Source organism: Rhodococcus sp. P14, assembly GCF_000256505.1.
Taxonomy (GTDB): domain Bacteria; phylum Actinomycetota; class Actinomycetes; order Mycobacteriales; family Mycobacteriaceae; genus Rhodococcus; species Rhodococcus ruber.
Genome location: NZ_AJFC01000058.1, coordinates 1 through 17,830, shown reverse-complemented (window position 1 = coordinate 17,830; position 17,830 = coordinate 1). Strand labels below are relative to the sequence as shown.

General features: G+C 70.7%; 16 protein-coding genes. 9 read left to right on the top strand and 7 right to left on the bottom strand.

Going from position 1 to position 17,830, the window contains the following annotated elements; all coding sequences use genetic code 11:
• The first annotated feature begins 123 nt into the window (after window positions 1-123).
• The gene (gene recA / locus OEY_RS0103985; RefSeq protein WP_010592650.1) at window positions 124-2,256 is read left to right on the top strand and encodes an intein-containing recombinase RecA; all 2,133 of its coding nucleotides are present in this window, start codon (window positions 124-126) and stop codon (window positions 2,254-2,256) included.
• Window positions 2,257-2,264: 8 nt separating this feature from the next.
• On the top strand, window positions 2,265-2,843 hold the full coding sequence (gene recX / locus OEY_RS0103980) for a recombination regulator RecX (protein WP_010592649.1): 579 nt from the start codon (window positions 2,265-2,267) through the stop codon (window positions 2,841-2,843).
• A 4-nt stretch (window positions 2,844-2,847) separates the two neighbouring features.
• Here recX and OEY_RS0103975 read toward each other — a convergent pair whose 3' ends face one another.
• The 4 genes from OEY_RS0103975 to OEY_RS0103960 form a co-directional block, all read right to left on the bottom strand.
• Complete coding sequence (locus OEY_RS0103975) at window positions 2,848-3,777, bottom strand: amino acid ABC transporter permease (RefSeq protein ID WP_010592648.1); 930 nt, start codon at window positions 3,775-3,777, stop codon at window positions 2,848-2,850.
• Window positions 3,774-4,454 (bottom strand): amino acid ABC transporter permease, encoded by a 681-nt coding sequence (locus OEY_RS0103970; protein ID WP_010592647.1) that lies wholly within the window; start codon window positions 4,452-4,454, stop codon window positions 3,774-3,776. The genes OEY_RS0103975 and OEY_RS0103970 overlap by 4 nt, the downstream gene beginning before the upstream one ends.
• Before the next feature lie 83 nt (window positions 4,455-4,537).
• The gene (locus OEY_RS0103965) at window positions 4,538-5,371 is read right to left on the bottom strand and encodes a glutamate ABC transporter substrate-binding protein (RefSeq protein ID WP_010592646.1); all 834 of its coding nucleotides are present in this window, start codon (window positions 5,369-5,371) and stop codon (window positions 4,538-4,540) included.
• Window positions 5,372-5,423: 52 nt separating this feature from the next.
• On the bottom strand, window positions 5,424-6,152 hold the full coding sequence (locus OEY_RS0103960; RefSeq protein ID WP_010592645.1) for an amino acid ABC transporter ATP-binding protein: 729 nt from the start codon (window positions 6,150-6,152) through the stop codon (window positions 5,424-5,426).
• 274 nt (window positions 6,153-6,426) lie between these two features.
• Between OEY_RS0103960 and miaB the strand changes: the two genes are divergently transcribed.
• The gene (gene miaB / locus OEY_RS0103955) at window positions 6,427-7,977 is read left to right on the top strand and encodes a tRNA (N6-isopentenyl adenosine(37)-C2)-methylthiotransferase MiaB (RefSeq protein ID WP_026137739.1); all 1,551 of its coding nucleotides are present in this window, start codon (window positions 6,427-6,429) and stop codon (window positions 7,975-7,977) included.
• Window positions 7,974-8,582: an Rv2732c family membrane protein gene (locus OEY_RS0103950; RefSeq protein WP_010592643.1), complete on the top strand. Its 609-nt coding sequence runs from the start codon at window positions 7,974-7,976 to the stop codon at window positions 8,580-8,582. The genes miaB and OEY_RS0103950 overlap by 4 nt, the downstream gene beginning before the upstream one ends.
• A 152-nt stretch (window positions 8,583-8,734) precedes the next feature.
• Here OEY_RS0103950 and OEY_RS0103945 read toward each other — a convergent pair whose 3' ends face one another.
• Window positions 8,735-10,093: a DUF349 domain-containing protein gene (locus OEY_RS0103945; protein WP_010592642.1), complete on the bottom strand. Its 1,359-nt coding sequence runs from the start codon at window positions 10,091-10,093 to the stop codon at window positions 8,735-8,737.
• A 151-nt stretch (window positions 10,094-10,244) separates the two neighbouring features.
• On the opposite strand from OEY_RS0103945, the gene OEY_RS0103940 reads away from it, so the two are divergent.
• From OEY_RS0103940 to OEY_RS0103920, 5 genes are all read left to right on the top strand, one after another.
• A complete protein-coding gene (locus tag OEY_RS0103940) occupies window positions 10,245-10,961 on the top strand; it encodes a hypothetical protein (RefSeq protein WP_010592641.1) in 717 nt (238 codons plus the stop codon).
• A complete protein-coding gene (gene miaA / locus OEY_RS0103935; protein WP_010592640.1) occupies window positions 10,949-11,884 on the top strand; it encodes a tRNA (adenosine(37)-N6)-dimethylallyltransferase MiaA in 936 nt (311 codons plus the stop codon). The genes OEY_RS0103940 and miaA overlap by 13 nt, the downstream gene beginning before the upstream one ends.
• A 9-nt stretch (window positions 11,885-11,893) precedes the next feature.
• On the top strand, window positions 11,894-12,760 hold the full coding sequence (gene dapF / locus OEY_RS0103930; RefSeq protein ID WP_010592639.1) for a diaminopimelate epimerase: 867 nt from the start codon (window positions 11,894-11,896) through the stop codon (window positions 12,758-12,760).
• Window positions 12,761-12,858: 98 nt separating this feature from the next.
• Window positions 12,859-14,307, top strand: coding sequence for a GTPase HflX (gene hflX / locus OEY_RS0103925; RefSeq protein ID WP_010592638.1), 1,449 nt, complete (start codon window positions 12,859-12,861; stop codon window positions 14,305-14,307).
• Window positions 14,307-15,356, top strand: a complete 1,050-nt coding sequence (locus OEY_RS0103920; RefSeq protein WP_010592637.1) for a membrane protein — start codon at window positions 14,307-14,309, stop codon at window positions 15,354-15,356. Before hflX ends, OEY_RS0103920 begins: the two co-directional genes overlap by 1 nt.
• 2 nt (window positions 15,357-15,358) lie before the next feature.
• Here OEY_RS0103920 and OEY_RS0103915 read toward each other — a convergent pair whose 3' ends face one another.
• Window positions 15,359-15,616 (bottom strand): HPr family phosphocarrier protein, encoded by a 258-nt coding sequence (locus OEY_RS0103915; protein ID WP_010592636.1) that lies wholly within the window; start codon window positions 15,614-15,616, stop codon window positions 15,359-15,361.
• A gap of 37 nt (window positions 15,617-15,653) precedes the next feature.
• Entirely contained in the window at window positions 15,654-17,696 is a 2,043-nt protein-coding gene (locus OEY_RS0103910; RefSeq protein WP_010592635.1) for a PTS fructose transporter subunit IIABC, read from the bottom strand.
• Between the last annotated feature and the right edge of the window lie 134 nt (window positions 17,697-17,830).

Here is a 17,830-nt window from a genome sequence, read left to right as displayed (position 1 = left end):
AGTAGTCCACAGGCGTCCGATTCATCCACAGATCCGGCCGCTCGCCGGTCGGGACGGCGAACTTGTCGGTGCCGGACTCTAACGTCATCGGCAAGCAAGACGAGACTCGAAAAGGGGACCACGATGGCACCACAGGCACACGATCGCGACAAGGCGCTCGAACTGGCGCTCGCGCAGATCGACAAGAGCTTCGGCAAGGGCTCGGTGATGCGCCTGGGGGAGGAGTCCCGCCAGCCCATCGCCGTGATCCCGACCGGCTCGATCGCACTCGACGTCGCGCTCGGCATCGGTGGCCTCCCGCGCGGACGGGTCGTCGAGATCTACGGCCCGGAATCGTCCGGTAAGACGACGGTCGCGCTGCACGCGGTCGCCAACGCCCAGGCCGCCGGCGGCATCGCGGCCTTCATCGACGCCGAGCACGCTCTCGATCCGGAGTACGCCCGCAAGCTCGGCGTCGACACCGACGCCCTGCTCGTGTCGCAGCCGGATACCGGTGAGCAGGCACTCGAGATCGCGGACATGCTGATCCGTTCCGGCGCGCTCGACATCATCGTGGTCGACTCGGTGGCGGCCCTGGTGCCGCGCGCCGAGATCGAGGGCGAGATGGGTGACAGCCACGTCGGACTGCAGGCCCGCCTGATGAGCCAGGCACTGCGCAAGATGACCGGCGCGCTCAACAACTCCGGCACCACCGCGATCTTCATCAACCAGCTGCGCGAGAAGATCGGCGTCATGTTCGGGTGCTTCTCCTACGGCACCCGGGTCCAGCTGGCCGACGGCACGACGGAGAAGATCGGCAAGATCGTCAACCAGAAGATGGACGTCGAGGTGATGTCCTACGATCCCGACACCGACAGCATCGTGCCGCGCCGGATCGTGAACTGGTTCGACAACGGCCGTGCCGACCATTTCCTGCAGTTCACTGTGGAGAAGTCCGGAGGGAACGGTCGGTCTCAGTTCGCCGCGACTCCGAACCATCTCATCCGTACACCGGGAGGGTGGACCCCTGCCGGTGAGATCATCGCCGGTGACCGCGTCCTCTCGATGGAACCGCATCGCCTGAGCGACCAGCAGTTCCAGATCGTCCTGGGCTCGTTGATGGGGGACGGCAATCTCTCCCCGAACCGGCGTGACCGCAACGGCGTTCGCTTCCGCATGGGGCACGGTCCTGCGCAACACGCGTACCTCGACTGGAAGACGAATCTGCTCGGCAACATCGGGCACTCCGTGCGGGAGAACGACAAGGGTGCGAAGTTCGTCGACTTCACGCCGCTGCCCGAGCTGGCGGAGCTGCAGCGCGCCGTGTACCTCGGGGACGGCAAGAAGTTTCTCTCGGAGGAGTATCTGAAGTCGCTCACACCGCTTGCGCTGGCGGTCTGGTACATGGACGACGGGTCGTTCTCTGTGCGTTCCAAGGGAGTGCAGCAGCGTACCGAGGATGGAAGTGGCCGTATCGAGATCTGTGTGGAGGCCATGAGCGAGGGCTCGCGCGCACGTCTGCGCGACTACCTGCGAGATGTCCACGGACTCGACGTTCGGCTGCGACTCGCCGGCGCCGCGCAGAAGGCCGTGCTGGTCTTCTCCACGTCGGCCTCCGCGAAGTTCCAGGAGATCGTTGCGCCGTACATGGCCCCTTCGATGGAGTACAAGTTGCTGCCCCGCTTCCGCGGTCTCGGCATCGTGGCTCCCGAATTCGTGGAGCCGACTCAGCGGCTCGTCCCCTCGCGTGTGCTCGACGTGCACGTGAAGCCGCCGACCCGGTCGATGAGCCGTTTCGATATCGAGGTCGAGGGCAACCACAACTACTTCGTCGACGGTGTAATGGTTCACAATTCACCCGAAACGACCACCGGCGGTAAGGCTTTGAAGTTCTACGCGTCGGTGCGACTGGATGTGCGGCGCATCGAGACCCTCAAGGACGGCTCCGATGCGGTGGGCAACCGCACCCGCGTCAAGGTCGTCAAGAACAAGGTGTCGCCGCCCTTCAAGCAGGCCGAGTTCGACATCCTCTACGGCCACGGCATCAGTAAGGAGGGCTCGCTCATCGACATGGGTGTCGAGCAGGGCTTCATCCGCAAGTCCGGCTCCTGGTACACCTACGAGGGCGATCAGCTCGGTCAGGGCAAGGAGAACGCCCGCAAGTTCCTGCTCGAGAACACCGACATCCGGGACGAGATCGAGAAGAAGATCAAGGAGAAGCTCGGGATCGGGGCGGATATCACCGCCGAGAACGCCGACGAGCCCGCCGACTTCTGAGTCGGGCATTGGACGGCGACTCCCGTCGCGGTGACCGGCGCGGCGGCGACCGGCCCGGTGGTGGAACGGAGGCACAGGCCAAGGACCTGTGCCTCCGTCTGCTGACCGACCGGGCTCGCAGCCGCGCCGAACTCGCCGCGAAGCTCGAACAGAAGGGCTTCGCCGCGGACGTCGCCGAGCGGACCCTCGACCGGTTGACGGAGGTCGGTCTCGTCGACGACGCCGAGTTCGCCCAGCAGTGGGTACGCTCCCGCCACCTGTACGCCGGGAAGGGCAAACGTGCCCTGGCCATGGAGCTGCGCCGCAAGGGAATCGGGCAGGTCGAGGCCGCGGAGGCACTCGAGCAGATCGACGGCGACGACGAGCGCGCCCGTGCCACCGAACTGGTGCGCAAGAAGCTGCGCACCCAACCGCCGCTGCCCACGGAGGGCGACCGGCGCGAGATCGCTGCGGAGCGGGACAAGGTGGTGCGACGGCTGGTCGGCATGCTCGCCCGCCGGGGATACCCGCAGGGCCTGGCCTTCGAGGTGGTCCGCAACGAACTCGCCGGGCACGATTCCGGGCCCGGCGAATTCGCCGCCGACTGACGCGTTACCGGCGCTTGTCGTGGTCGCTCGTGATGTCCACCCCGGGCACGGTCATGCCGGACAGCACGTTGTCGGGCGCGTTCTCGTCGGCCTCCGGCATCGCGGCCCGGTTCTTGCGCCCGGTGCGCAGGCGACGTTCGAGCCGGGTCGCGAGGATCGTCAACGCGCCGTTGAGCACGATCATGATCGCCGCCACCACGAGCAGCGACGGCAGGTAGTTGCCGAAGAACGCACCGAGCTGCTGACCGGATCGCACGACTTCGACGTAGCCGATGAGGTAACCGAGTGCGGAGTCCTTCAGGGCCACCACCATCTGCGAGACGATCGCCGGCAACATCGCGGTGACGGCCTGCGGCAGCAGGATCAGGCGCATGATCTGGCTCTTGCGCATGCCCAGCGCCGAAGCGGCCTCGGTCTGTCCGCGGGGCAGGGACCGGATGCCGGCACGCACGATCTCGGCGATCACCGAGCCGTTGTAGAGGGTCAGGCCGGTGACCACCGCCGCCAGTGCCAGATACTCCGACTGGAAGACCTGGTACTCGGCGAACAGCTGGTAGGCGAAGATCATCAGGATCAGCACCGGGATCGCCCGGAACAGCTCGACGACGAACCCGGACACGGCGCGCACGGGCCGGTGATCGGAGAGCCGGCCGATGCCCAGTGCGGCCCCGAGAAGCAGGGCGAGCACGATCGATATCGCCGCGGCGACGAGGGTGCCGCGGATGCCGGGGATCAGGTACGTGGTCCACGAACTCGATTCGAGGAACGGGTCCCACTTGTCGCTGGTGAGCTGACCCTTGTCGTCGAGCGCCCGGTAGACGAAGTAGCCGACGGCGACGAGCAGCACGGCCACCGCCGCCGAGGCGACGTGGTAGAGGGTTCGCGCCCGGGGACCGGGAGCGTCGTAGAGGACGGTTGCGCGGCCGGTGCTCACCGGGACACCTCGAATCGCGTGCTCAGCCAGCCGAACAGCAGGCCCGTGGGCAGGGTCAGGATCACGAAGCCGAGGGCGAAGATGCCGCCGATGACGAAGATCTGCGCCTCGTTCTCGATCATGGTCTTCATCAACAGGGAGGCCTCCGAGACGCCGATGACGGACGCGATCGTCGAATTCTTGGTCAAGGCGATCAGCACGCTACCGAGGGGGGCGATCACCGCACGGAACGCCTGAGGCAGCACGATCAGGCGCAGATTCTGGCCGAAGGTCAACCCGAGGGAGCGGCCTGCCTCGGCCTGCCCGACGTTCACGGTGTTGATGCCCGAGCGCAGCGACTCGCAGACGAACGCCGCGGTGTACACGCTCAGTCCCAGCACGGCGAGCCGGAAATTGTTGTCCACCAGGAACGTCGGCGACGACTGCGGTGCCAGGCTGATGCCGAGCGTCTGCGACAAGCCGAAGAGACAGAAGATGATGATCAGCGTCAGGGGGGTGTTGCGGAAGATCCCCACGTACACGGTGCCGACCGCCCGCGCCACCGGTACCGGGGACACGCGCATCCCGGCGAGGATCGTTCCGAGGATCAGCGCGCCGATCGCCGAGAGCACCGTCAATTGCACAGTGGTCCAGAAGGCGTCGATCAACTCGTCGCCGTACTTGCTCAACAGATCCACAGGTCAACTCCACCGATCGGGGACTGGGGTCCGGCCGGCCCGCGACGAGTCGTCGCACGGGCCGGCCGGACGGCATGGGACGGTCAGTAGCGGTCGACCTGCGGCGGCTCCGGCAACGGGTACCCGGACGGGCCGACGGTGGACTCGAGGGCCGCCTGCCAGGCACCGCTCGCGATCATCTCCTCGATCGCGTCGTTGAGCAGAGTGCGGGACTCGGTGTCACCCTTGGCCAGGCCGATGCCGTAGCGCTCCTCGGTGAACGGCTCGCCCACGACCTTCAGCTGCCCCGGGTACTGCGCCGCGTAACCCGCGAGGATGATGTCGTCGGTGGTCACGGCGTCGACCGCGCCGTTGCGCAGCGCCTCGACGCAGGCGGAGTACGTGTCGAACTCCTGCAGCTGCACATCCTGCGCGTAGGTGTCCTTGACGTTCTGGGCGGGAGTGGAACCGGCCACCGAGCACAGCCGCTTACCGCCGCTGAGCGACTCCGGTCCGGTGATGTCGGTGTTGTCGGCCCGCACGAGCAGCGACTGGCCCGCGACGAAGTACGGCCCGGCGAAGTCGACCTTCTCCTTGCGCGCGTCGGTGATCGAGTAGGTGGCGACGATGTAGTCGACCTCACCGTTCTCGATGAGCGTCTCGCGCTGCGGGGACGGAGCCTCCTTGAACTCGATGTTCTCCGGCGCCACCCCCAGCTGCTGCCCGACGTACTTCGCGACCTCGACGTCGAACCCGCTGAAGGTGCCGTCGGGGTTGCGCAACCCGAGTCCGGGCTGGTCGAACTTGATGCCGACGACGAGGGAGCCGCTCTCGGCGGACTGCGACACGCTGCGCTGCTCGTCTCCGCCACACGCGGTGGCGAGCACAGCGACGGCGATCGCGCCGATGCCCAGGCGAACCGAGCGGGTGATTCTCATCGAGTACCTCCGTGTTGTGGGTGGTGCCGCCGGATGCGGCAGCGACGCCGGGTCAGTGACTGAGGATCTTGCCGAGGAAATCCTGGGCGCGGGCGGACTTGGGCGCGGTGAAGAACGTGTCGGGATCGGTGTCCTCGACGATCTGCCCGTCCGCCATGAACAGCACGCGGTTGCCGGCCTTGCGGGCGAAACCCATCTCGTGGGTCACCACGAGCATCGTCATGCCCTCCCGGGCCAGGGACGTCATGACGTCGAGCACTTCCTGGACCATCTCGGGATCCAGCGCCGACGTCGGTTCGTCGAACAACATGACCTTCGGGTTCATCGCCAGGGCCCGCGCGATCGCGACGCGCTGTTGCTGCCCGCCCGAGAGCTGGGCGGGGTACTTCTCCGCCTGGTTGGCGATGCCGACCCGGTCGAGAAGCTGCAGCGCCTGCTCCTTGGCCTCGTTCTTGCCCTTGCGACGGACCTTCACCGGGGCGAGCATGACGTTCTCGAGGATCGTCTTGTGCGCGAACAGGTTGAACGACTGGAACACCATGCCCACGTCGGCGCGCAGCGCCGCGAGCGCCTTGCCCTCCGCGGGGAGCACCTTGCCGTCCACCCGGATCTCACCCGAGTCGATCGGCTCGAGCCGGTTGATGGTCCGGCACAGGGTGGACTTGCCGGACCCGGACGGCCCGACCACGATCACGACCTGCCCCGCAGGTACGTCCAGATTGATGTCCTGCAGCACGTGCAGGGCTCCGAAGTGCTTCTGCACCTCCGACATCGAGATCATCGGGGGTGCGCCGCCCGTCGAGCCGGAGGGCTTCTCGGATTCGACCGCCGCTGGTGTCATGGTCAGAACCCTATGCTGCCCGTGCCGCCGTGCAGCAACTTTCGGAAGCCGAGTTCGGACTGCGTAATGGAAAATTTACGGTCGGCGCCGAAAGGCCGGAGCCGGTTCGCCCCGCGGCGACGGGCGATGGACTAAGTTGTCTCCCTTGGCGTTGTTTCCCTCGGCCCACTGCGGGGCCGGCCGGGTCCGTGAGCTAGGCTGAGACGTGTCATCGATCGACCGTGAACCCCCCAACGCCCCGGCCGCCCTCGACGCGACCGGCGAGGCCGCCGCCCGCACCTACGAGGTGCGCACCTACGGCTGCCAGATGAACGTGCACGACTCCGAGCGGCTGTCCGGGTTGCTCGAGGACTCCGGATTCGTCAAGGCCGGGCCGGGTGCGGCCGCCGACCTCGTGGTCTTCAACACCTGCGCGGTGCGTGAGAATGCCGACAACAAGCTCTACGGCAACCTGAGCCATCTCCGGCCGGTCAAGGATGCCAAGCCCGACATGCAGATCGCCGTCGGCGGGTGCCTCGCCCAGAAGGACCGCGAGGTCGTCGTGAAGAAGGCGCCGTGGGTCGACGTCGTGTTCGGCACGCACAACATCGGCAACCTGCCGGCACTGCTCGATCGTGCCCGGCACAACCGCCGCGCCGAAGTGGAGATCCTCGAATCCCTCGAGGCGTTTCCCTCGACCCTGCCGGCCCGGCGCGAGTCCAGCTACGCCGGGTGGGTGTCGATCTCCGTCGGCTGCAACAACACCTGCACCTTCTGCATCGTCCCGTCGCTGCGCGGCAAGGAGGTGGACCGCCGGCCCGGTGACATCCTCGCCGAGGTCCGCGCGCTCGTCGACGAGGGCGTGCTCGAGGTGACCCTGCTCGGGCAGAACGTCAACTCCTACGGCCGATCGTTCGCCGACCCCGAGCAGCCCCGGGACCGGGGCGCGTTCGCCGCGCTGCTGCGCGCGTGCGGCGACATCGAGGGCCTCGAACGGGTCCGGTTCACCTCCCCGCACCCCGCGGAGTTCACCGACGACGTCATCGAGGCGATGGCCGAGACCCCGAACGTGTGCCCGCAGCTGCACATGCCGCTGCAGTCGGGTTCGGACCGCGTCCTGCGTGCGATGCGACGGTCGTACCGCAAGGAGCGATTCCTCGGGATCATCGAGAAGGTGCGCGCGGCCATGCCGCACGCGGCGATCACCACCGACATCATCGTCGGATTCCCCGGCGAGACCGAGGACGACTTCCAGGAGACCCTCGACGTCGTCGAGAAGGCCCGCTTCACCAGCGCCTTCACGTTCCAGTATTCCAAGCGTCCCGGCACTCCCGCCGCGGAGATGGACGACCAGCTGCCCAAGGCCGTGGTCCAGGAACGGTACGAACGACTCATCGCCCTGCAGGAACGGATCACCCTCGAGGGGAACCGCGCGCTCGTGGGTGCTCAGGTCGAATTGCTCGTCGCCGCGGGGGAGGGCCGCAAGGATGCCGAGACCGCCCGCATGAGCGGTCGCGCCCGGGACGGCCGGCTCGTGCATTTCCGGCCCGAGGGGAACGTCGACCGTGCGGTCCGCCCCGGCGACATCGTCACCGTCGTGGTCAGCGAGGCCGCTCCCCATCATCTCGTCGCGGACACCCCGATCCTGACCCACCGGCGCACCCGCGCGGGCGACCGGTTCGAGCAGGGCCGCACACCCAAGACACCACCCATCGGTGTCGGACTCGGTCTCCCGCAGATCGGTGCGCCCGAACCGCTTCCGGCCCGGACGGGATGCGGGGCATGACGGCGGGCGGCCCCGACGAGGGCAGGACCCCCGGCGACGGTGCCGGGAACGACGGAAGGGATCCGATGGACGAAGTCCGTGCCGACCTCGAAGCGGCCGAACGCAAGATCGCCGGTGAGATCGACCCGGGCGCCCGGGCGCTCGTCGTCGCGGTCGGGGTGCTCGTGCTGCTCGGCTCGTTCAGCCTGCCCCACGCCGGGGCGGCCAACGGGTGGGAGGTGCTGTCCTTCGCCCCCGATGCGACCGCCGAGTCCATTGCCCTGCCGTCCCGCATCTTCGTGTGGCTCGCCCTGGTCTTCGGCTCGATCTTCGCCATCCTGGCGCTCGTCACCCGCCGATGGGTGCTGGCGTGGCTGGCGCTGGCCGGCTCCGCGGTGTCGATCGTGTTCGGCATGCTCTCGATCTGGACCCGGCAGACCCTGCCCGTCGGCGACCCGGGAGCGGGACCGGGCATCGGCCTGATCCTGGGCTGGTTCGCCGTCATGGTGCTCACCTTCCACTGGGCGAAGGTGGTGTGGACGCGCACCGCGCTCCAGCTCGCCGCCGAGGCGGAGCTGCGGGACGCCGCCGCCCGGGACGAGAACAAGGGCCTGCTCGACGACTGATCGTCCCGGAACCGCACGAACCACGGTGCCCCCGGCTCGAACGAGCCGGGGGCACCGTGGTGTCCGGGCTCGGTCGTGCTCGCGGTTCGGTCGTGCTCGCGGTTCGGTCGTGTCCGGGTTCGGTCGTGTCCGGGTTCGGTCGTGCCCGGGGTTCACCGCTCCCCGACGGCACCTTCCGCGGCGTCGGCCCACTCCCGCCACTGCTGCGCCTGCGCGAGGGCGCTCTCGGCGTCCTTCGGGCGGCCCGCCGCGGTGGCCTTGGCCGCCTGCTCCTCGAACTGGCGCACACGCTCCCGGAACTGGGCGGCACGGGCCAGCGCCTCCGGGTCGGTGCGCCGCCACTCGGACTCGGCGGCCTCGCGGACCCGCTTCTCGATCGCCCGCAGACGACTCTCGAGGTCGTGCATACGTTCCCGCGGGACCTTGCCGATCTCCTCCCACCGGTCCTGCAGTTCGCGAAGCCGGGCCCGGGCGGCGTCGATGTCCGCCGACGGATCGATCGACGCCGCCGACTGCAGCAGCGCCTCCTTCGCCCGCGCGTTCTCCTCGAACTCGGCGTCCCGCTCCGAGGCGGCGGCGTTGCGGGCGGCGAAGAACACGTCCTGGGCGCCCTTGAACCGCTTCCACAGCTGATCGTCGGCCTCGCGCGGGGCGCGGCCGGCCGCCTTCCACTCCGCCAGCAGTTCGCGGAACGCGGCCGCCGTCGCCCCCCAGTCCGTCGAGTCCTGCAGGTCCTCGGCCCGCGCGACGAGTTCCTCCTTGCGGGCCCGTGCGGCGGCACGCTCACGGTCCAGTTCGGCGAAGTGCGCGCCACGCCGTCGGTTGAACGCCTCGCGGGCCTTCGAATAACGCCGCCACAGCGCGTCGTCCACCTTCCGGTCCACGCCGCGGATCGTCTTCCACTCCTCGAGGATCTCCCGCAACCGGTCACCGGCGGCCTTCCACTGCGTCGACTCGGCGCCGATCTGCTCGGCCTCCGCCGCGAGGGCCTCCTTGCGGGCGGTGGCCGCTGCCCGCTGGTGCTCCTTCTCCTGTTTCGCGGCGAGAGCCGCCTTCTCGGAGTCCGCCACGATCGCCGCAAGCCGTGCGGCGAGGGTATCGAGGTCACCGATCACCGCGGCGGTGGGAAGGGACTCCGCGAGCGCCTGGGCGGCCGCCCGGGTCTTCTTCGCATCGCCGGTGCCCGAACTCAGCCGCGACTCGAGAATTGCCACCTCGGTCGCGAGGTCGTCGTATCGGCGGCCGAAGTGGGCCAGACCCTCGGCGGCGTCGCCCGCCTGCCAGGACCCGATGCACCGCTCGCCCTCGGCGGTCTTCACCCACGCCGTGCCGTCCTCGTCGACGCGGCCCCACCGGCTCGGATCGCTGGCCGGAACGGTGGGCTGCGGGTGGGGATGGGCAGCCGGGTGCGGTTTGGGAGCCGAGGTCTCGGCGGCCGGCCGCTGCCGACCCGGTTTGGGGGCGCCCGGCTTCGGAGCGCGGGATTCCTGGGTTGCGTTCGGGTCGGTCATCGGTCCTCATCTCTGCCGCGCGGCACGGCTGCCTGGTCGCATTGGTTCGCGTGGTCGGGCCGCGGAGGTCGCTCCGAGACCACGCCCGCCCACTATTGAAACAGGTCGCACGGCCGCGAGTCGGCGGGTCGGGTCGACTACGGTGGCCCGTGTGTTGATCGCCGCGGCGTTCGTGCCGTCCCCGCCCCTGCTCGTTCCCGAGCTGACCGGCTCCGCGGCCGCCGAGACCGCCGACCTGCGCGCCGCCGTGCTCGCCGTCGGGACGGAGCTGCGTGCCGCGGCACGGTGGGTCGTCGTCGGTGCGGGCACGGACGCCACGGACGTCCCGGACACCGCCGTCGGAACGTTCCGTGGCTTCGGCGTCGACCTGGTCGTCGCGCTCGGGCCGGCGGCCACGGGGACCCCCGATCCGCAGCTGCCGCTGCCGGCGCTGATCGCGGGCTGGCTGCGCGACCGGACCGCACCGGTCGTGCGCGCCACCACGCACGTCGTGCCGGCCGGGACGACCCCGCAGGACTGCGCCCGGCTCGGGCGGCAGCTGCGCAGCACCCTGGACGCGGACCGCACCCCGACGGCACTGCTCGTGGTGGCCGACGGTCCCGCCACGCTCACCGCGAAGTCTCCCGGCTCCTACCGTCCCGAGGCGCAGAACCTGGACGAGGCGCTCGGCGTCGCCCTCGCGGTCGGCGACGTCGCCGCCCTCGCCGCGCTCGACCCGGCACTCTGCGCCGAAACGGTCTGCGACGGCCGCGCGGCCTGGCAGGTGCTGGCCGCGGTGTTCGGTCCCGAGGGACCGGCGTCGGCCGCCACGACCCACAGCAGCGCGCCGTACGGGGTCGGATACCACGTGGGGATGTGGCGGCCGTGAGCGTCGACCCCGTCCGCCCGGTCGCCGTCGTCGGCCCGACGGCCACCGGAAAGTCCGACCTGGGCCTGGATCTCGCCGAGGAACTCGGCGGGGAGATCGTCAACATCGACGCGATGCAGCAGTACCGCGGCATGGACATCGGCACCGCCAAGCTCGCCGTCGGCGAGCGCCGCGGCATCGCCCATCATCAGCTCGACGTCCTCGACGTCACCGAGACTGCCACGGTCGCGCGGTATCAACAGGCCGCGACCGCCGACGTGGAGGCGATCCGGTCGCGCGGCGTCGTGCCGATCATCGTCGGCGGCTCGATGATGTACGTCCAGGCGCTCCTCGACGAGTGGCAGTTCCCCGCGACGGATCCGCAGGTCCGCGCCAAGTGGGAGGCGCTGCTCGCCGACGAGGGGGTGGCCGCGGTGCACGACGCGCTCCGCCGGGCCGACCCGGTGGCCGCGGCGACGATCCTGCCCACCGACGGTCGCCGCATGGTCCGCGCACTCGAGGTCGTCGAACTCACCGGGGCGCCGTTCGCGGCGTCGCAGCCGCAGATCGGCGAACCCAGATGGGGGACGGTCGTGCTCGGGGTGGACCGGGACACCGCGGCGCTCGACGACCGGATCGCGCGGCGCACGGACCGGATGTTCGAGCAGGGGTTGGTCGACGAGGTCGCGGCGCTGTGCGAACGGGGGCTGCGCGAGGGGGTCACGGCTCGCCGGGCGATCGGGTACGCGCAGGTACTCGAGTACCTGGCCGGGGAGTGCGACCTCGCACACGCGCGGGAGCGCACCTTCATCGGCACCCGGCGCTATGTGCGCCGGCAACGCTCGTGGTTCCGCCGGGACCCACGGGTGCACTGGATCGACGGCGCCGATCCTGCGCTGCGGGACGCGGCGCTTCGAGTTCTCGCCGGGGCGGACCGTCGTTAAGGTGGCGGCATGGACTTCAGCAAGGGCCACGGCACCGAGAACGACTTCGTGATCCTTCCCGATCCGGAGGTGCGGATTTCCCTCGAGCCGAAGCGGGTGGCGGCGTTGTGCGACCGTCGTCGTGGTCTCGGCGCCGACGGGGTCCTGCGGGTGGCGCGGGCCGGGGCGCTCGTCGACGCGGGGGTCCTGCCCGCGTTGCCGGAGGGGACGGCCGCCGACGACTGGTTCATGGACTATCGCAACGCCGACGGGTCGATCGCGGAGATGTGCGGCAACGGGGTGCGGGTGTTCGCGCACTTCGTCACCGCCGGCGGGTTCGAATCGCGTGACGCGTTCGTCGTCGGCAGTCGCGCCGGCGGCAAGCCGGTGCAGGTGCACAGCGCCGACGCGACGCACGGCGACGTCACCGTCGACATGGGCGTGGTGCGCGAGCTGGGGGAGTCGACCGCGACCATCGAAGGCCGGGTGTACCGCGGTCTGGGCATCGACGTCGGGAACCCGCATCTGGCCTGCGTCGATCCGCACCTGACCGCGGCGACCCTGGCCGCCCTCGACCTGTCCGGTCCGGGTTTCGACCCCGGCTTCTTTCCCCAGGGCGTCAACATCGAGTTCCTCACCCCGATCGCCGCGGGCGCGGTGGACATGCGGGTGTACGAGCGGGGGGTGGGCGAGACCCGGTCCTGCGGCACCGGCACGGTCGCCGCCGCCGCGGCGGCGCTGCGCTTCGACGGCGCCGACTCCGGCACCGTCCGGGTGCACGTCCCCGGCGGGGCGGTGCAGGTGCGCCTCGAGGACGGCCGGGCCGCGCTGCGTGGCCCCTCGGTGCTGGTCGCGTCGGGCACGATCGGCGATCACTGGTGGGACGGCCTGGACTGACTGTCACGGCGACGCCGCGTCGTCGCACGGTTTCGCCCTGCGCGGACACCGGGAAAGTCGCATGCGTCCGCGCGCCCGAAGTGGGACGATGGTCGTGTATGACGAACACACGACGAAACGAATCGGCCACCGGCGACACGGACCGCGTCCCCGGCTGGGCCGCCGCCGACCCGTCGGTCGGCGAGATGCAACTCGAGGACCGCAGCGCCCTGCGCCGCGTCGCTGGGTTGTCCACCGAACTCGAGGACATCACCGAGGTCGAGTACCGGCAGCTGCGCCTCGAACGGGTCGTGCTCGTCGGGGTCTGGACCGGAGGCACCGCGGTTCAGGCCGAGGCGAGTCTCGCCGAGCTCGCCGCCCTGGCCGAGACCGCCGGTTCCCAGGTGCTCGAGGGCCTGATCCAGCGCCGGGACCGTCCCGACGCCGCGACCTACATCGGTTCCGGCAAGGCCGAGGAACTGCGCCAGGTGGTTCTGGCCACCGGCGCCGACACCGTCATCTGCGACGGCGAGCTCACCCCCGCGCAGCTGACCGCCCTGGAGAAGATCGTCAAGGTGAAGGTCATCGACCGCACCGCGCTGATCCTCGACATCTTCGCCCAGCACGCGACCTCCCGCGAGGGCAAGGCGCAGGTATCGCTCGCGCAGATGGAGTACATGCTGCCGCGGCTGCGAGGCTGGGGCGAATCGATGTCGCGGCAGGCCGGTGGCCGTGCCGGCAGCAACGGGGGCGTGGGCCTGCGTGGTCCCGGCGAGACGAAGATCGAGACGGACCGTCGCCGTATCCGCGAGCGGATGGCCAAGCTGCGCCGCGAGATCAAGGCGATGAAGTCCGTTCGCGACACCAAACGCACCCGGCGGATGCGCAACCGCATCCCGTCGGTCGCGATCGTCGGCTACACCAATGCCGGCAAGTCGAGCCTGCTCAACAAGCTCACCGGTTCCGGTGTGCTGGTGCAGAACGCGTTGTTCGCGACGCTCGATCCGACCACCCGCCGGGCCGAACTCCCGGACGGGCGCGAGTACGTGCTCACCGACACCGTCGGGTTCGTGCGGCACCTGCCGACCCAGCTCGTCGAGGCGTTCCGGTCGACCCTCGAGGAGGTCACGGACGCGGACCTGCTGCTGCACGTCGTCGACGGGTCCGACCCGCTGCCGACCGACCAGATCAAGGCGGTGCGCGAGGTGATCACCGACGTGCTGCGCGAGTCCGACGCGCCGCCGCCGCCCGAGCTCATCGTGGTGAACAAGGTCGACGCCGCAGACCCGCTGACCGTCGCCGAACTGCGTGCCCTGCTCCCCGACGCGGTGTTCGTCTCGGCGCGCAGCGGCGCGGGACTCGACGATCTGCGCGAGCACCTCGCCGCGCTGCTCGAACACCCGGACGTCGAGGTGAAGGTGCTGCTGCCGTACACACGAGGGGACCTGCTCGCGCGGATCCACTCGGACGGGCAGGTCCTGACCTCCGCGCACGAGGTGGACGGTACGCGCGTGCACGCCCGCGTGCCGCGGGCCCTCGCGTCGGCCCTGGTCGAGTACGCCGCCTAGTGCGCGGCGCTCTCGTCGCCCTGGTGGTCGCGACGGTGTCGTCGCCGGCCGCCGCGGCGCAGACCACCGCCCCGGTCGCCGCGGCGCAGACCACCGCCCCGGCCGCCGAGGTCGACGGGAAAGTGTTGTGCACCCCCGCCGATCCTGCCCTCGCGGAACTGTCGGGCCTGGCCGTCGCCGGGGGGCGACTGTTCGCGGTGCCGGACGCCGGTGCCGACGAGGCGGTCTTCGAGCTGGGGGACGACTGTGCGGTGCTGCGACGCATCCCGCCGGCCGTCGACCCGTACGACGTGGAGGACCTGGCCGCGGGTCCGGACGGCCGGCTCTGGCTCGGCGACCTCGGCGACAATCGCGCCGCACGCGACACCGTCGCGTTGATCTCGGTCGACCCGCAGACCGGCGCGGGGAGTCTGCACCGGCTCGCCTACCCCGACGGCCCACGCGATGCGGAGACGCTGCTCGTCCCCCGCGACGGGGTGCCGCTGATCGTCTCCAAGCCCCTGTTCGGCAGCGCCGGCCTTTACCGGCCGGCCGGCGGACGAAGCGTGGACGAGCTGCCCGAGCCGGGTCCGGTCCCTCTCGAACGCATCGGGACCGTCACCCTCGGTCCCACGGACACCCCCGGTGGCCCCGTCGGCGGGGCGTCCTCCACGTTGATCACCGGCGGCGCGATCAGTCCCGACGGCACCGTCGCCGCGGTACGCACGTACACCGATGTCCACCTCTTCCATGCCCCCGACGGCGACGTCGCGGCCGCGCTCGCGGCGGGACCGTCCCTGCGGGTGCCGGTGCCCGGCGAACCACAGGGCGAGGCGGTGGCCTTCACCGCGGACGGGGACCTGCTGACCGCGTCCGAATCCGCCGGTGGTGCCCTGCCGCCCGTGCGGGTGTGGCGTGACGTGGTGACCCTCTTCCGGCCCGTGGCCGCGCCGGAGCCGGTGCGGACCCCGCGCGGCGCGATGCCCGCGGCGATCGCCGCGGGCATCGTGGTGGTCGCCGCCGCTGCGGGCGGGCTGTGGCGACGGTCGTCGCGCCGCCGCCGCGGCTGAGGTCAGGCGTCGAGGTCCGCGGCCACCAGTTCGGCGATGCGGGCGAGCACGTCGGCGTCGTCGCTGGTGACGGTGACCTCGGTGCCCTGGGTGGCGCCGAGCGTCATGACGAGCAGCGCCGAGCCCGCGTCGACGGGTTCGCCGCCGTCCACGGCGAGGGTCACCGGGACTCCGGCGGCGACCACGGCTTCGGCGATGATGCCGGCAGGCCGGGCATGCAGGCCGATGGACGAGCCGACGGTGACGGTGGTGCTGGGCATGAGAACTCCTTCGGGGTAGGGACGGTCGTCGATCGGATCAGGCGACGGCAGGCTGGGCCGCGGTGTCGCTGCTGCGCAGGTGGGCGGGTCGGTGCACCTCCTTGGCCAGGGTCACGCAGAGCGCACCCACGACGGTGCCGGCGGCGAGGGCGACGAGGAACCACAGCAGATTGCCGATGGCGAAGAACACGAAGATGCCGCCGTGCGGGGCGCTGAGGGTCGTCCCGGTCGCCATCACCAGGGCGCCGGTGACGGCGCCGCCGGCCATCATGGACGGGATAACCCGCAGCGGGTCCGCCGCCGCGAACGGGATTGCGCCCTCGGAGATGAACGAGGCCCCGAGCAGCCATGCGGCCTTGCCGTTCTCCCGCTCGGCGGTGCTGTAGATCCCCGGTCGCAGGGTCGACGACAGCGCCATCGCCAGCGGCGGCACCATGCCCGCGGCCATCACGGCGGCCATGATCTGCAGCGATGCGTTGTTCGAGACGTCGAGTCCGGCGACGGCGAACGCATAGGCGGCCTTGTTGACCGGGCCGCCGAGGTCGAAGCACATCATCAGGCCGAGGATCACGCCCAGAATGACGACCGAGCTCCCGGACAGGCCGTTGAGCCAGTTCGTCAGGCCCGAGGTGATCGCGGCGAGGGGCTTGCCGAGGACGAGGAACATCAGGGCGCCGACGGCGAGGGTCGCGAACAGCGGAATGATCACCACCGGCATCAGGCCGCGCGCCCACACCGGGACGGGGATGCGGCCCACCCACAGCGCGGCGAAGCCGGCGATGATGCCGCCGACGAGGCCGCCGATGAACCCGGCGCCGACGAACACGGCGACCGCGCCGGCGGTGAAGCCGGGTGCCAGACCGGGCCGGTCGGCGATCGCGAAGGCGATGTAGCCGGCGAGTGCGGGCACCAGGAACGAGAACGCGAGCGAGCCGAGCTGGAAGAGCACCGCGCCGAGGTAGGTGGGCAGGCCGCCGTCCGGCAGGTCGGTGAGCGAGTTGTTCACCACGATGTCGGCGGCGGGCTCGGTGATCTCGTACCCGCCGAGCAGGAAGCCGAGAGCGATCAGCAGGCCGCCCGCCGCGACGAAGGGAATCATGTAGCTCACGCCGGTCAGCAGGATCTGCCGTAGCCGAACTCCCCAGCCCACCTCGCCGGACGAGGATTCGTCGGCGGCGGCGGCGACGGCGGCCGCGTCGACGGTGCTCGCGGACGGATCCTTCGCCGCGCGGACCGCCTCGGCGACCATCACGTCGGGCTCGTTGATGGCTCGTTTGACACCCGAGGCGACGAGCGGTTTGCCCGCGAACCGTTCCCGGTTCTTCACGCCGACGTCCGTGGCGAAGATGACGGCGTCGGCGCCGGCGATCACGGACGCCGGCAGCGGTGTGCTGCCGCTCGAGCCCTGGGTCTCGACCCGCACCGTGACTCCGGCGCGCTCACCCGCGGCTTTGAGGGCGTCGGCGGCCATGTAGGTGTGGGCGATCCCCGTCGGGCAGGCGGTGACGGCGACGATGGTGCGCTCGGCGGTCGCGGGGGCCGGCGTGGGTTCGGTGGCGGGCGGCGTGGGCTCGGCGGCCGCAGCGGTAGCCGGCGCCGGCTTCGGAAGCACTCCCTCGACCAGCGCGACCACGTCCGCAGCGGTGGCGGCCTCGCGCAGCGAACCGACGAAGTCCGGCCGCACGAGCGCCCGGGCGAGCGAGGAGAGCAGCTTCATGTGCTCGGCACCGGCCCCCTCCGGGGCGGCGATCAGGAACACGAGGTCCGCGGGTCCGTCGGGGGCGCCGAAGTCCACCTTGGGGGACAGCCGCGCGAAGCCGAGCGATGCGGTGGCGACGGCGTCCGCGCGGCAGTGCGGGATGGCGATCCCACCCGGCAGGCCGGTGGCCGACTTGGCCTCCCGGTCCAGGGCGGCGGCCGTCAGTGCCGCCGCGTCGGTGGCGCGGCCGGCGTCGGCGAGCCGCGCGGCGAGCGCGGCGATGACCGACTCCTTGTCGGCGCCGAGGTCTGCGTCGAGTGCGATCAGGCCGTCGTCGATGATCGCGGGTCCGGAGGCGGGGCCGGAGGCGAGGTCTGGCATGGCGTGTCCTTACTGGGGGTGAGGGAGGACCGGGGAGGGGGTGCCGAGGGGGCGGGGACGGATCGGGGTGACCTCGACAGCGCCGGTGGCGACGTCGTCGGGTCCGGGCAGCGTGGTGCCGGGCAGGGCCACGG

Bases quoted from the DNA above. Each gene is read 5' to 3' on its own strand.
- recA (WP_010592650.1), top strand. From the start codon at position 124: ATGGCACCACAGGCACACGATCGCGACAAGGCGCTCGAACTGGCGCTC.
- OEY_RS0103965 (WP_010592646.1), bottom strand. From the start codon at position 5,371: ATGAGAATCACCCGCTCGGTTCGCCTGGGCATCGGCGCGATCGCCGTC.
- OEY_RS0103960 (WP_010592645.1), bottom strand. From the start codon at position 6,152: ATGATCTCGATGTCGGAGGTGCAGAAGCACTTCGGAGCCCTGCACGTG.
- OEY_RS0103950 (WP_010592643.1), top strand. From the start codon at position 7,974: ATGACGGCGGGCGGCCCCGACGAGGGCAGGACCCCCGGCGACGGTGCC.
- OEY_RS0103945 (WP_010592642.1), bottom strand. From the start codon at position 10,093: ATGACCGACCCGAACGCAACCCAGGAATCCCGCGCTCCGAAGCCGGGC.
- dapF (WP_010592639.1), top strand. From the start codon at position 11,894: ATGGACTTCAGCAAGGGCCACGGCACCGAGAACGACTTCGTGATCCTT.
- hflX (WP_010592638.1), top strand. From the start codon at position 12,859: ATGACGAACACACGACGAAACGAATCGGCCACCGGCGACACGGACCGC.
- OEY_RS0103915 (WP_010592636.1), bottom strand. From the start codon at position 15,616: ATGCCCAGCACCACCGTCACCGTCGGCTCGTCCATCGGCCTGCATGCC.
- OEY_RS0103910 (WP_010592635.1), bottom strand. From the start codon at position 17,696: ATGCCAGACCTCGCCTCCGGCCCCGCCTCCGGACCCGCGATCATCGAC.